The organism is Legionella cincinnatiensis (genome assembly GCF_900452415.1).
In the GTDB taxonomy this organism is placed as follows: Bacteria; Pseudomonadota; Gammaproteobacteria; order Legionellales; family Legionellaceae; genus Legionella; species Legionella cincinnatiensis.
In genome coordinates, this window is sequence record NZ_UGNX01000001.1 from 661,062 (window position 1) to 677,711 (window position 16,650).

Sequence of the window (16,650 nt, forward strand, 5' to 3'; positions counted from 1 at the left end):
ATTTTTGATCATTGCGTTCTATAATTAACAATATGTACAAGGTTAAAGTTTTAGAGTGAATGCAATATATAGCACAACTAATACACGTAGATTTTAATTTTTTGTTCATTATAAAAATCTCAGGAAGAGTACAAGGAGGTATGCGTTTTGAGGAGTGAGTATGCCTAAATATGCTGCAGAAATGGCTGATATATTATCTAATCTTGAGTTAGATCAAGTGAGTTTATATATAAAAGATCTTACTATTGATGATATCAAAATAATAAATTCACAAGTTTTAACAAAAATAAATGACTTAAAGCACAGAAATGAGATAAGCCATTTATTCATCGAGCGTAAACAACAGATTGAAAGTGTTAAAAAAAGTTTAGGGAGTGTGCCTACGCCCCAAGCACAAAGTCTGAGTGATCGTTTGTACTTTCTCTATGATAACTTCACTACCTCCATCCTTAGAGAGCTTGCAGATGATGAGGCTAAAAAATTATTTCTAGCAAGCGCAAGTGAAGATGAGTTATTTGTTATCAAACAAAAACTGAGGAATAAGAGTGAACAAGAAAAACAATTCTATGCTGCAATAGAACTGGAAATAAATCGCCGAAATGAAGGTAAGCCCAAATGGAAAATTGAATATCAAGAAGATTGGCGCAAAAAACAAAACGTTCAATGGCAAGCAGGTGTTTGGAACAATATTATTAAGGACATCAAACAGGTCAATGTAGAAATTAAAAATAGATCTACGATTCAACCTGTTGAAGAGTCTAAGGAGCTTAAAAAACCATGGTACTCTAGGCTTTGGGCAACCATCAAAAACATTTTTTCATTCTCTTCAAAGTCAAAGAAATCAGCAAAATATAAAGATAACGAAGAGTCTTCATTTAAAGCAGAACTCTCACAAGAAGAGCAAGAAAAAGTAGATATTCTACGTAAAGCTGGAGCAAAACATATAGCTGAAGTAACAGGCGTAGTTAAAGTAGGCGAATCAAAGGAACGTTCTCAAAAAAATATAATGAGCGCTATGATGGCTCGTTTTGGAATGGTGATCTCATCCCAGATGGTCTCCGGAACACAAAACGAAAATCATAGCGATTTGCTTACGGTGCTTACATCGTTAACTGATGCAGAAGATACCGACGCTACAATTGAAACATTAGATGAGACTTTTAAAAGCATACTACCAGGCATACAAGATGGTGCTCTATTAAAAGGAGAGCATGCTTTTGCTATAGGTGGATTTCCTGAGCTGGTTACTGCATTTGAATCAGAGGTCTTTAAAAAATTAGACCAATCTCCTGAACTGTTTAGTGAGGATGGATTGACTTTATCAGAGCAAGAAAAAGCACAAATTGCGATGTATAAAGCAAATATGGATCGTTCAAGAGACTTAAGTAATGTACTTTCTACAGTATCTTTTTCTTGGGGAGGATATGAGGAAGATAAAGAAAAGCATGGTTATAAAAAAGGTGAAAACTTTGCTCAAAAACAAAAACAATTTGAAGATCAGCTTAAATTAGCGTCTAAGAAACTACAAGAATCTTGTGCCAACTTGAAAGATGGAGAAGCATTATATTTAGAAACAGGATTAGAAGGCCATGCAATGCAACTGGTCATTAAAAGAATAGGAAATGAATTCAAACTATCTACGTATGACTCTTCTGGCGCTTTAGAAAATACTTCTCTTGGTAGCAGTCTTTTCGGATTATTAAAATTATCTCGTCTCGATGATGGAGCCAAGCGCAAAAATGCCTATACCTTTTCTGTTCCCCAAGATCGTTTAATTTCTAAAGAGGGGCAAGATTATTTAAGTTATTTGATTCGTACAAATTCTATGGCTGGTTGGGCTCAAACTCATATAGAACAAAAAATCAAGCACAGCACAATGGAAGAGCGAAGCCATATGGGATTTTTTGGACGTTTGAGGGCCTTAAGACAGCAGTCTTATATCTATTCTAATTATATGAAACACTTTGGTTCTCTTGCCTCTCCAGGTTCACCACCTCAATTTGAAGCGTTATTACAACGTCCACAAAACACGCAAAATTGTTTTGCTAAAAAAGCACTGGCTTGTGAGTTATACGAACTTGGTAAACCTACTTATAAAAAAGTTAGGCTTGCTATGTTGCTCGACCAAAAAAAAGGGTTACTCACTGATATAAAAGAAGGAAAATTTGTTAGCATGGAATATATTCCAATGCTAGAAGATATTAAACCTGAATACCTATCTCCATCTGAATTACATGAAATCTCAACTCGCCTATGTGAGGTAAAGGAACCACCTACTAAAAAATATTATGAACGATATTTTCAGGCCTTACTTGATGCCAGAGAGAAATTAGCTCAAGTAGATAATAAAAATAATAAATTAGCAATCAAACGTATTGATGCCAAAATTGGCAGTCATGCAAAAAATTATTATCTTTATTTAAAGAAAAATAATCACCAAGACGAAATTGATGAAGTTTTTTCACCCAAGGTTAAAAACGACTCATTCGACTGGACTTCTGGAGAAATGCCTTTAAAAACAGGAGATGATAGGAAAATTGTTCCCGAAGCCTTGGGAAGATTAAGTGAGTATTCATCAGCACAAACTTGGAAAGCAACTTTTCAACTTCTAAATCATCAGATCAAAAAGTTAGGGATCAATGAGCGACATATTATTTCTTCAAACGAGCGTTTATCTCATGCAAGTTATCGACAAGCTCGTCAGGTAACCTTAGCTGATTTAGAAAACGCCAATATTGTAACTTTTACTACGGGCGCCTCAAGAAAAGAAGAAATTAAAATTGAAATAAGCATTAAAGGCGTACGGAAAGAAATTGATCATGAAACCTTTTTCAAACTGGCATTGCAGAATAAAGAATCATTGACCAATCCCAAAGTAATGGGGCTTTTAGATTATTTACGAAACAGTTCCCATAATATAGAGAACAAATATTCCAAGGAAATCTATCCTACACAACGTAAAGTATTTGACAATAAACTTGAAGAGCATGTTAATAAAGCAAGACAATTGTTAATAAGAACGGTAGAAAATGTTTCTGGAAATCTAGAAAAATTAAATCTTATGCTTGTCCAGTCTAAAAGAAACATTGAGATTCTTAAACAAGAAATCAATACCGAAAAGATAAATAGTAATGATAAAAGTACTCTAAAATTAAAAAATTTAGAATTAAGACTGTCACTTTTGCAAAAGGAAAAAGAAGAATTGAATCGTTTGCATCATTCTGCTGTTACTGCAAAGACGGCACTTTTAGATGCCGATTTTATCGGTTCGCCTATAAATAAAATCAAAAAAGCCCAGGATCTCATTACACGCTTAAAAGAAAATCATAAAGATTTACAGACAATTAATGCAGTAAACAATGCCTTTACATCAGAACAATTTGAGCTGAAAGCTCTTGAAAAAAAATTAGAATCCGTCACCTCTGTATTAGAAGTTGATAGTGTTCAAATGGAATCCTATGATCGCATTGATGCGATTAATCATTACCGCCAAAAAATCGTCAGCAATTACCTGCAAATAAATCATGAATATAGAGTCCTAGATGAACTGTCTGCCGGAAAAATGGGGACTGAAAAAGATCGTAATCGCGATATGTATCGTCAATCAGAATCAGAGCGCACCGAATTTTACAAACAAGGAAAAAATACGTTTTTGCCTGGCTCCGTTTTTTATGAAATTCAAAGATTAAGCCAAAAGCTTAAAGTTAAAGCGAATGAAATTGTCGAACGTAATGTGCTATTAGGTAGTCCTCTTGAAAGAAGCTCCCTCAGTTCTCTTGAAAGTGGCAATGATGAATACATTAAAATTGATAAATTGGCTGAAGAGGTGAGCAAGAAGCCTATTCCGCAAGAAATAAAAAATGAATGGGTTCAAGAGATGTTTGCTATTTGGCTAAAACATGAAAATCCGGATCGATTACATCTCCTGGAGAAGAAGTATCAAGGGGATATTCGTGTCGGTATAAATCAGGCGTTTCACCATTTTCTAGAACAAAAAGCCAATATGAAATATGCAGCGCTCCAAAAAGCAGGATATCCGATCGATCTTAGCATGGAAGAGATAAAAGCTATGGGATGGAAGCCTGTTACCTCTGAAGAGTTGAATCTGTTTCATGAAAAGAGACAAAGAGCAGGAAGGCTTATATTGGAACGATTTAGACAAATTAAGGATAAAACTATCCAAAGTTCTCAAGAAAAAACACCTAAACCAGAATTAGTTCAGCTTGTGAGTGACGATTTAAAAGCCCAACATGAAATTTCCATAGATGTTAAAGGTTTTATACCACCAGAGGTCACCTTTTTATCACAATTAGAAAAGGAAGCATTTGATGGCGGGACATTAAAGTTTTTACGGGAAAACCCAATTCCTTATCCCTCAGGAGAATCACAAAAACAATGTGAACACTATTTTAAAGAGGTAAAAAGTTATTTGCATCAAATGAAGATGCATAGTGGTTTAGAGAATAAAGCAGAGCGCATTACCGAATTTTGTCATGCATCAGCTACTGCAATTTTTGCTTTACCTTATCCTCCACCACAAGATTTAATTGAGGAAATAACCCATAGCATTATTGATGGCTACAAAGACGAAGAAGATTCGCTTAACAATTTATTTATGAAATTGGAAAACAGCGAACGCATTCAAATTTTAGCTACTTTAATCAAATTGAATTTGGCAAAAATTTCAGTTGATGAGCTGCAAAAGACTAAAGTCAACTCAAAATTCTATTCGACAATAAAACAATGGGAGCGATTAATTGTGCCTCCCGATGAAGCAATGTCAAAAAAAATTTCGATGTTAGAGCCCGGGGGTATTGAGCCTAAAAACATTGATTTATTAAAAGAAGTAGATGTCGCAGTCCATCAATCTCCTGTTGGCCTTGAGGGATTATATGAAGGACAAAAGGGTTTGCAAACTGCCATTACCTCGTATGGTAAAGAAAAGATAACTGAAGGTATTGATGTAAATTTGCGTAAATTAGCTGATCGATTTGGCATGCGAAATGGAGAAGCTTTATTAGCACGCCAATTCATTCATTATTATGCTGATCAAAAATTTCTTCTTTCAACTGATGGAATTAATAGTACACAAGGTCGAGAGTTTTTTTCCAGAGCATTTTTAGATGCATTCCAACATGCAACTCCAGAAGAAAAAAAGGATCTTTTGAGTTTTATTCAAAAATTAGAATTTGACGATAAAGGTGAAGCATGCGCATTAAAAACACCCCATCAAGTGTTTCTAGATGAGCTTTTATTAAAGTGTTCTAATCTTGATGCAAAATCATTCAAGGAATACTCTATTGCAAAAACTGATGAACATGCCCCTACCAAAGCTGAATCATATATTGACACTTTAACTAATGTCTCGAATACCGAAGGGGCCGATAGATTATTTGGTTTTGCAAAAGAAATTAATCTGCTTTCATTGCAAATAGAACATGCATCAAATAGTCTTCCAGTGGATCAATTCAGATTGGACACTCTTTATTCTAAATGGATCTGCTCTAATTTGGCGTATCAATTACTGTTAGATCAAGCCGGAGAAGAGACTCTTGCGAACCTTAATGAGAATTTTGAGTTCACAAGAGAGATGGCTCTAGTACAAGCAAACACTAATAAATTGCAAAAAAATCTTATGGATTTTACCAGTAAGCTGGATACTAAATCCCCATTCTTTAGCATTTTAACACAGTATGTCGAAGCGAAAAAATTTGATGGCCCTCCCATACTGGCTACAACCGCTTCACGATTTGATATTCCTGGTTTTATTTCTTTAGGAGGAAATAGGAGCCTTGATGTCCTCCATGGTGTTGTTTATGTAGGTAATAACAAATTAGGAGTAATGCCTGCACAAATTCAATCGCATATAGCCATGCATGAATTAGGTCTTCATCAACTTCCTTTCAGACCACAGGGGGGAGGATATGTCTATTCAGAAGGTAAAGAGGTTAAAGCATTTGTAATCCCAGCGAAAGATGGAACTGTTACGATTCAAAGAGAATTGAGAACCTTTGATGATAAAGTAGAAATGCTTCAATACATTTCTTCTGAAAAAATGAGTTCTGTGCCTATGGCCTTAAAACGTAGATTGCATGCTGAACATTTTTTTATCGATTCTAAAGGAGCGATACATGGTTACACTTCTGATTTTAAACCTATTCTAAAACTATCTCCTAAAGAAGGTCTATGGAGTGGGATCCTATTAGATCATCAGGGAAATAAAGTTTCTGTAAATCTTGATAGTAAAGGTAATCTCTCCATGATTCGAGAATTATCTCGAGTGTTTCCTCAAGAGGAAATGATTAGTGTAGATGAGAATACAATTTATATACCCTCAATTGCGAAATATGTTACTGCTCATGGTAAAAATGATTATTTTATTTCAGAGAGTATTAGTGCTCCTACTTCCAGAAAACATCTTAAAGTTACGGAACAAGGAAGTGGATTTACAACAAAAGAACTCACTGAAGCTGAATCTAAAGAAAAACTAAAATTGGAAGAAAAAATTATAGAATTGCAAGAAAAGCTTATTAAAATTACCCAAACTGATTTAGTAAGCAAGCAAACTCGAGAAAAATATGAGAAACAAATTAAAGATTATCACTCACAAATTAATGCAATAGCGACTCCAGAACATTTTATTTTTGTTCCTGATTCAAAACAAATGCAAACGCTTGAAAAAGAGCATCTAATATTAAGACAAAAGATGGATCAAGCATATAGTGATTTTAGGAACGGAGGAAAAAAAGATAGAGAGCAACTAGCAATTCATTATGAAAAAGCAAAGGAAAATTATTTACAAAGTAAGAAAACACTCCAAAAAGCCAATGCTGAGAGTACGCACTTACGAACCTTTAATGTCAAAGAAGGAAAACTATACCCTAAAGACTTCGCAAGTATCCTTCATGTTGGTTCAATATTAGGGAAGGCCGAAGTGTTAACCCGTTTATTGGGTGAAAATGTTCCTAAAACTCCGTTGAAACCTAATGAACTAGAAGAACTAAGAAATCTTAAAGCGCACTATAAAGAGCAATCTTCATTAATCAAAGAAGAGCGCTTTGCTTTGATTATGCTGATAGGCACGGAGTTGCAGCATCATTTATTAGAACGAGGAGCATCAGTAACCGGTAAATTAAAAGAGTGGGATAGGGACGCATACAGCAAATTATTAACAGAGTTTGCTGAAGAGGTAAAACACACCAAAGAGTTACATGGAACGCTTCCATTACCTCAATCTACGGAGTTGTGGCGTGCCATACAATCAGAATTTGCCGAAGATAAAGAGTTAAATGCAGCCTTCTTTCAACCGATTACTAGTGTGCCAACTGGTGAGAAAAAGCCCATAAGTATTAATGCCAAGACTAGCAATATGCCTATTGAAAACATAGGGGCTCGTACATTAGTTCAATTTACTTTGTATGAAAAACCACTCATTGATAAAACCCAACTTGAATTGGAGCAACGTTTACATAATATAGAAGGTTTTGAAGATTCTATTCAAGCCCAAGAAGAAGGGTATTATTACGAAAGCTATGGGATGTTTAATACCAATATACTTGAAAAACTACTTAGTGTTACTTCCAAACATAAAGGAATTGGGGGAGTAACTAAAGACCAAGTTAAGACTCTATTTAAGCTAATGGAACAGAGTGGATGGATACGTAAAGTTGACGGTATGGACAACAAATATCAATTAACAGGTCATCCCAGTGAATTCTATTCGAATCAGAAAATAGCAAGCTATCTGACAACATTAGGTTTTGAACCAAGCCGGATTCGGGCGATATCGGATAGACTTGAAATCTTCTTATATCAAACAGCAGTCAATGGCGGAAAGTACTCCATCAAAGAAAATCGCAATGAATTAATTGAACGAGTCACTAAGGAACAAGAAAAATGCAATATAGAATATCTGGAGGCATTAGACAAAATTCAATCGATTCTAGCTAAAGCCTCTACAGAAATTACATTTACTGATCTAAACGCCGCTTATCTATTAAATGATTACGGAAGTATTCTTGCCAATTTCCCAGAGGAGGAGCGTGCCCAGGTTGAAATTGTCTTAAATAATGGAATGACTAGATTTTTATATTTTAAAACGGAGTTGGATCACTTAAATGATATCCAATGTACATTCAAAAATGGACAAGATGCTAAAGCAATTTCTCTGTTACATACACGTAGAAACTATCCATTAGAAAAGCTTCTCGAGTCTGAACGTGCATTGGACAGCTCCTCCCCACAGCAATTTGAGGAAGAGCGAAAAATGCAGCGTGCCTTTCTCCTATTTGAATCCGAATTTGGACACCGTTGTACTCCATGTCAAGTTAATGTTTTTCGCGGACTATTGCTGGATGATAAGACAAATCCGGATAAAATCGATTCAGCTCAAGCGAGAATGGGATTTGGGAAGACCACTTTATTACCACTGGTTGCTTTGTATAAGACGGGCGATAAACTGGTACGTTTCATTGTTCCTAAATCAGCTTTAGAAACAAATACTTCAGATATGTCGATGACACTTAACAATATATTGGGACGACGTGCTGTAAAAGATGATTTTCAACGTTATCGTATAGAGCAAGATCCTGAGTCTGGTATGGGAGAAGAAAGTCCTCGCTTAAAATCATTAAAAGATGCGAAAGAGGACTTAAAAAAGAGACTTGTTCTCTATAAAAAGGTGCAAGAAAATAAAGAGGTATTGGTGCAGGCACCAAGCGTGCGTAATTCGATGGAATGTCAAGCAAAGATATTCTTAGATATGCTGACGAAAATGAGCGATGAGCCCTTACAACAAAAAGAGCTCATGGAATGTATTTCTTTGCTGAACGAAATCCGCTCCTTCACCACTGTTTCAGTATTTGATGAGTTAGATGCCACTCAAGATCCAACAACTACTGAAGTCAATTACACTACTGGCGATAAAAAATCTTTAGATACGGCAGAAATTTATCCTTTGGAAGTAATTACTCAAGCTATAGGTGGTGAAGAAAATAAATCACCTAATCATTTGGCTCAGATACTGCTGAAAAAGTTTGGTATACAAGATAGCGATCAAAGTATTTTAAAATACATTACCTCATTAAAAGAAAAACAACCGCCCTCAGTAAACCAGGAAAACGGTGTTTCTATTTATTTAATGCGCGCCATTCTAACTGATCCAATTATGCTGAGTATCTTTACTGAAAAAGAAGCAGGTACTGATTTTGGGGTATGGTTCGAAAATTCCAAGGATGGCTCTAAACTTTATGATTATGAAGCGATGAAAACTGGAAAAGAGGAATCTAATTCACCATTACTCATCGCAATTCCTTATTCAGCAGCAAATACGCCCAAACCCCAGGGATCACGATTTGATAATCCTGAAGTTAGCGCTATTACTACCTTATTGTATTATCTTGATACTCGAACAGAAATCAGTGAAGTTCCGCATTTAGAGTTTTTAATTGCGTCATTTAGAAAAGGGCTGGGAGAAGCACTATTTTTAACACCTAAAGGTGAACTGGATCCTGAATTTAAGAAACTCTTTACTGAAATTAAAGAATTAGCAGAGATTGAAGATCCAATAACTCGTAATGAGGAACGACATAAATATTTTGCTTCCCTTGATAAAGGACTTGCGCTGAGAAAGATGTTGGCACGTACCATTATTCAAGAGCAAATTAAGTTTGACGCTGGAAAGGCAAACAGCAATCGTTATGAGCAAGGTACAACCAACGATATCGTAATTGGATTTTCTGGAACTGCCGGGGATACTTCGTCTCACTTTAAAGAAAACATGCTTGATCCTGCCGCAGATGGAAATATGACTTTGGGGATTATGGGAAGAAAAGAGTGTCAGAACACTACGACTTTGAATACCACAAGTTATATTGAAACAGGAGAAGATTATACTGCATTTTTAGTTAAACAATTGAGCAATTCGTTTACTGACAAAACGAGAGCCCTTATTGATGTGGGCGGTTTATGTAAGCTATCTAATCGTGCGGTTGCAAAAGAAATTGCGCGCCAATTAAAGGAGAGTAAAGCGGGGGAGCTGAAAGCACTTAAAGGAATTATTTTCTATGATGATGTAACCAATATGAAAAAATTGTTGGTTCTCGATGAGCATAATAAAGAAAAAATAGTTGATTTAACTCCAGAGATGGTATCTGAATCGGATAGAGAAGGGAGTTACTTTACTTATTATGATCAAAGCCATTCCCGTGGTACTGATATCAAACAGATGGATAAGGCGCATGCAGTTTTGACGCTTAATTTTACTGTAACCAATAATGACTACAAACAAGCTATTATGCGGATGAGAAAAATCATTGATAGAAATTTAAAGCAGTCTTTTTCTATCGCGGTACCCGATTTAGTTAGAGATAAAATCCTGGATGATTTAAAGGGGTATCACCTCTCGTTGATGGCAATCACTTCATTCGATAAATTGGATACACGCACACTAAAAGAACAACCTTATCTTATAAAAGATGATCAAGGCAAATATCAAATTTGGGGATATAAAGAAAATAAATGGCAACTTACAGATATTGGTAATTTAGAAATTGACTTCGAATGGAAACAAGATCAAAGTCTATTTTTTTCATCTAAAGATGAAATTTTCAATACATTAAAAAAAGGTCACACTTTAACGCCTACATTAACTGGTAATGACCTAGCTTTTTGGTTAAGAAAAAAAGAGCTTGAAAATAACTTAAATAACATTTCAATATTTATGTTGGAATTAGATTCCATCATTAAAAATGCCATTTTGCAACAACAAGCCGAAATGACTAAGCTGATGCAAAAGTCAGGTATGACTGAGAAACAAATGCAGGCTTTTCGTGAATGCATCACTGCTTTAAATGAAGTTTCACCTTTCATTTCTGGAGGCACGACTGATTTAAAAGCAAAATATGGTAAAGTCTATGGTAGTGTAAAAAAAGAAGATTTTATTAAGGATTTACAAGAATCGTTTAATACCTCATTAACCACGGTTTTCGATGTGGTCCGACGTGCTCGAGAAAAAATGGAAGTTGAACCTCTCGATCTTGAAAAGGATAAAAAGCCTTATTTGGAGATGAAAGATCGAGTAGTCCAAAAACGTGAGTCCCAATTAAGTCCTGAGTTCGTTATTCCTTCATCAACAAGTGCATTGGCTGAAGCGCAAACAGAAAGCCAATCTGAAAGTCAGTCAGAAAGCCAAAGTCAAAGCCAAAGCCAAACTCAGACACATTCATTTTCTGCTGTGGCTAACGAAGAAATTTTTGTTGAAGCCCAACTGAAAAAGAGTGACATGTTATTTGCTCCTGTTTCTATTGGTTATTTATCTCAAAGTAAAGAAATTGATGAATTAGCTCTAGCAAATCAAACGCCACATTTAGGTCAGTTGTTTCATGAAGATGATCCCGTTCGCTGCAGTCCATCCTATAAGTTGGACGAACGAATTGCTCTTGAACGAGATCAACAGTTACCTCCTGTCCACTACTTTTTGGCGCGAGAGGAGGGTAATCCAAAAGTTATATTAATTAATCAAGATGAGGCTAATTTATTTAAATCATCGCCTACTAGTCCATGGAGTTTGTATAATATTAGATTAAAACAATCAGACTCATTTACTCCAGTTATTGGACCTGCTATTGAGTCGTTAAAAGAACCTCTATTGAAAAAACTTTTGTTTGCTGCTTCTCGGTATGAAGTTAAAGGAACTGATTTTGAAACAGTAGCTAAATCTCTAAAAGGAATGTATACCACTGAACAACTTAAGCCTTCATTGAATATAAAATTTAATGAGGCAAAAAATGTATCCGAAAAACCTGTCTTTACTTTGCCGAAGTGGGGTTTTTACGGAAAAGACCAACAAAATATTGCTCTCAAAGTAGAACAAACCAAGGTTGTATTCAATGACAAATATGAGAAAAAAGGAGTGACTATTTCTGTCGGCGAAAAGAATGTATTTATTTCTTCAAAATTGAATAAACGTATTTTAACTGCAGTGGAAAAACAAGAAAAACCTGTTCTTAAAAAAGTTACTGAGGAGATTAACAAAGATTATGAGGTTGCTAAAGATGAGAGAATAAAGCTTAGAGGGGAATTAAAAGTATATAAAGAAAGCAAGAAAAAAATTATCCAAGATTCTGATCAAAAAATAAAAGATTTGGTAGCTAAAAAGAATAATGCAATTAATAAAGCAAGGACAAAAATAGATAAAGACTTTGAAGAGCACATGAAGGGATTTTTTAATAGCAGAGAGACTTATGAGACGTACTTAGGTGAAAATGTAAGACTATATTCCAAGGCTGGCAAAGGTCTTTTTGTTTTTGGTAAACCATTTAGAAGTCTCGAAGCTGTTGTTGGACACTGTTGTAAAACACTTTATATGCAAAATGCAGACTCCCCATTTTCTACTTCTGAGTTAAAATATGCATTAAATGAAGCTCTTATGGATATTTGTGATGCGGTAGCGCAAAAATATGAATTCTTCACCGGATACCAGGGAAGAAGTGTAAATACTCTACTTGAATGCATGTTCGCAGCTACAAAACAAGAAGGGGAGGTTAAAATTAGAGGACTTGCACTAAGAGATGCCCTATTTTTTCAATTAGGTGAAATTTATGAGGACTGGTTAGATTACGATGCAAAAGCACCAGAAGAACGGTTTAAAAAAGTTCTTATATTTGTTGAGGGTCTTAAAGATGAAATAATGGAAGCAAGAGGAAAAGATCTTTCTCTGTCTGAGTTTTATGAAAAAATACTTGCGAGAACTAAGAAGTTTGCAAGTGAAAATGATATTGAAGAAGATTCCGAACAACTTGCTGAAAGAATACTGCGTCGATTAAGTTATTCTTTAGGTTATGATACTGTAGAAGAGAATGCTAAGGCGATTGAAAAGCATATAATGAATGTCATAAAAAAAGATTTTCTTGAAGAGCTTTCCAACGCATCAGAAGAGCAAGTTGAATTTTTTACATATGTCTATAATACCCTAAAAACTAGAGTTGCTCTAAATGATTATAAAATGCCCCCTGAGCTTTTAAATTACAAAAAGAATCCCATTTCTCCTGAGGAAATAAACAAAGCAGTTTTGCAATTATTATTTACGAACCAAAACATGAGAACAGTAAAACAGGAAGTTGATTCTCTCGCTAAAAATGCTATGGGTTACTTAGCCGGACGTAAGAAAATTGAGGAAATTCTTGATCATTATCAGCCTGTAGAAAATCGAAGTTCTAAGCTAGGAGAAAAAGATAGTATAACCTGTTTGACATTTGATGCAAACTTTGAGGCTTTGGTGGAGTTAGATAAAGAAACTTTAGAAATTCAAAAGCAAATAGATGAAGCGAAAGCTGAAAGAAAATTACAGTTGAGAGAGTTAGAAAAAGGCTATGGTACACTTAAAGAAAAAATCAAAGCCAATGATGAAAAACTCTCCGAACTTAAAACTGAAAAATCTGCTTTAAATAAGCTTAATGGAGTTGATAAGTTAGTATCTGTTTTCACTGACCACCAGGTTAATGTTGATCCCGTAGATTTTCTTGATATGCATTTTGATCTTGGAACATTAATTCAAGATGATATTTCGGCTTCAGCAACACTTGAGTTTATACCACCGGAGTTTTATGCAGTAGAGCAAGACTTAGAGCAACAGGTGATGCATAGGCATGGCCTTGATAAAACTGAGAGCCATATCAAAGAAACTAATGATCATGCAGTTGAAATAATCAAACAGACTGCTGCAACAATCCAAGAGCGAGGGTGTAAGGTAGATCTTGATCTACATAGTCAAGAGAAAGTGAAAGTGCTTCCAGAAAAAGAATCTATCTTAGTAGATGAACTTGCTCCGAATAAAATTCTGCAACAGGAAAGAGTTTTTCAAGAACCCCTAGTTAGTGAAATGGTTCCTAAAAAAATACCCAAACCGGAAAAAGTTTCCAAACAGCATGATGAAGTTATTGTGGAAAAAATGAATACACGATCTGATCTAGAGAATCCAAAAAAAGTAAAAGAAAATTTTAAAGATAAATTAAGTGATCTTAAAGAAAAAGAGCTTAAAAAAGAGTCAAGTCAGTTTAAGATATAACGAGATTGTCCAAGTAATTCTCTATCTTTTTATGATAAGGTAGTATGAGATAAGGAAAGGGCAAGCTATGCGTGCATTCCGCGTTTTCATTATTTGGAAATGGCTGAAAAAATCCTTAAAGTTTTGACCTTACCTGAATATGAGTACATTTTGAAAAGTTATCTTGAAGAATATTGTATTAAACGCTTAACTAAAAGAGGGAATAATTTGCTTAAAATTCTCGATGATTGTGGTATAAATCTTAATATTGGTGTTAATTCTATTACTACAGGTTTGTAAGTTTACTATCCTCTAGAGTTATTCCTCATGATTCAACAATGTTTTTTAGGTTATGTATCAAAATTGTTGATGTCTTATTACGCTAGAGTTTTATTATCCTTAGTCTTGACCGAAGGATTCATTGATTGAGCAAAGAACGTGGATCTTCCGGTCAAGCCGGAAGAGGACGTAATAAATGTAAATCAACACATTTGTTACACCTCCGTTTTTTAGGTTATTTCTTTTTTCGGCTATACTCAAAAGTAAGGTGCCAGTCATGCCTAAATGAGGCTCTTTTCTCACAGCATGAGGACGCAGAGTTTGAGATAAAAATTCTCAATAAGAAGGATTTTAAAAAATATTTATTTTTCTCGATAAGGAGAGCATTATGCTAAAGTGGGCCCTTATATTTTTAGTGATTGCTCTAGTAGCAGGCCTGTTTGGTTTTCGAGGTATTGCATCCACAGCTACTAGCATTGCGAAAGTACTCTTCTTTTTATTTATCATTATTTTTTTAACGTTCTTAATTTTGAGTTTATTTGGAACTGCATCATTGACTGCAATCCCTTAGGTTTGAAACATAAATGGTTCAGGATTTCTATTTGAGTATGAGGACTACATCAAAATGGTCCTCGCTTTCACGAGCTGATAGATGCCCCACGAAATTTAAACTAAAAAATGATTTTTATTTATTCTTCCCTTGGTCGTTCTGGGTGATGAAGCGCAAAGCGCTGTCGTTAAGCCTTATGCCAGGCCTTCGAGATGGGGCATTTTGCCCCTCCTCAGGCTGAACGGTTCTAAAAAATGATCTCTCCTTGGATCGTTCGGGCTGAGGAAGCGCAAAGCGCTGTCTCGAAGCCTTATGCCAGGCCTTCGAGACGGGGCATTTGGTCCCTCCTCAGGCTAAACGGTTCTAAAAAATGATCTCTCCTTGGATCGTTCGGGCTGAGGAAGCGCAAAGCGCTGTCGTTAAGCCTTATGCCAGGTCTTCGAGACGGGGCATTTGGTCTCTCCTCAGGCTGAACGGTTCTAAAAAATGATCTCTCCTTGGATCGTTCGGGCTGAGGAAGCGCAAAGCGCTGTCTCGAAGCCTTATGCCAGGTCTTCGAGACGGGGCATTTTCCTCCTCAGGCTGAACGGCTCTAAATAGGAACTGCTCTAAATAGATTCTTTATTCGAAACTCCTCCTAATTTTATGAAAGTGAGGCAATATCAATAACAAAACGGTAGCGAACATCACTTTTCAAAACGCGTTCATAAGCTTCATTGACTTTATCAATAGGAATTAATTCAATATCAGAGACTATGTGGTGTTTGCCGCAGAAATCGAGCATTTCCTGAGTTTCTTTGATGCCGCCAATCAATGAGCCTGCTAAATTTCTGCGGCGCTCTATCAAAGAAAATGAATTAATCAGGGCTGGTTCTTCTGGAATACCCACAACAACCATAGTTCCATCGCGTTTTAGTAGTTTGAGATACTCATTCCAATCTATTTTGGCGGAGACAGTGCAAATGATAAGATCAAAATAATTAGTTAATTGTTCAAAAGTTTTTGGATCGGAAGTGGCAAAAAAATGATTTGCTCCCATGCGTATGCCATCAGCTTCTTTGTTAAGTGAATGGCTAAGTACGCTCACTTCAGCACCCATTGCATGGGCGAGTTTTACTCCCATATGTCCAAGGCCGCCTAAACCTAAAATCGCTACTCGTTTTCCAGGGCCTATTTGCCAATGCTTTAGTGGTGAATATAGGGTTATTCCTGCACAGAGCAGGGGTGCTGCCGCATCTAAGGGTAAGTTTGATGGAATTTTTAAAATATAATTCTCATCCACAACTATCTTAGTAGAGTAACCACCTTTGGTAGTATTATTTCCATTAGATTCTATAGAGTTGTAAGTTAAAGTCATGCCTTTATCACAAAACTGTTCAAATTCTTCATGACAATTTTCACACTGGCGGCAAGAGTCTACAAAGCAACCAACACCTACTCGATCACCTACTTTAAATTGAGTAACAGCAGACCCTATTTGACTGACAAGGCCGATAATTTCATGACCAGGAACCATTGGAAATATACTACCATCCCATTCACCTCTCACAAGATGAATATCTGAGTGACAGATACCACAATAATGAATATCAATTAAAACGTCATTTTCACCTACTTCACGACGATTAAAAGAATAAGGAGTAAGGGGGGCTTTTGCACTGTGAGCAGCGTAGCCTTTGACAGGTATCATTTCAAACTCTCCATGTTAGTATATAAAATAAAGATTATCACGTATGCTTCGTAGTGATACGGACCCTCAGCGGAACAAAGTTCTGCT

The 16,650-nt window shown here is 35.8% G+C and carries 4 protein-coding genes; 3 read left to right on the plus strand and 1 reads right to left on the minus strand.

Features of this window, described 5'->3' with window-relative positions; genetic code table 11:
- Positions 1 to 160: 160 nt before the first annotated feature.
- From DYH34_RS02960 to DYH34_RS02970, 3 genes are all read left to right on the plus strand, one after another.
- Positions 161 to 14,065: a DUF3638 domain-containing protein gene (locus DYH34_RS02960; protein ID WP_058465063.1), complete on the plus strand. Its 13,905-nt coding sequence runs from the start codon at positions 161 to 163 to the stop codon at positions 14,063 to 14,065.
- Positions 14,066 to 14,164: 99 nt separating this feature from the next.
- On the plus strand, positions 14,165 to 14,344 hold the full coding sequence (locus tag DYH34_RS02965) for a hypothetical protein (protein ID WP_058465064.1): 180 nt from the start codon (positions 14,165 to 14,167) through the stop codon (positions 14,342 to 14,344).
- A gap of 367 nt (positions 14,345 to 14,711) precedes the next feature.
- Positions 14,712 to 14,894, plus strand: coding sequence for a DUF1328 domain-containing protein (locus DYH34_RS02970; RefSeq protein ID WP_058465065.1), 183 nt, complete (start codon positions 14,712 to 14,714; stop codon positions 14,892 to 14,894).
- 622 nt (positions 14,895 to 15,516) lie between these two features.
- Here DYH34_RS02970 and DYH34_RS02975 read toward each other — a convergent pair.
- Complete coding sequence (locus DYH34_RS02975; RefSeq protein WP_058465066.1) at positions 15,517 to 16,563, minus strand: NAD(P)-dependent alcohol dehydrogenase; 1,047 nt, start codon at positions 16,561 to 16,563, stop codon at positions 15,517 to 15,519.
- Between the last annotated feature and the right edge of the window lie 87 nt (positions 16,564 to 16,650).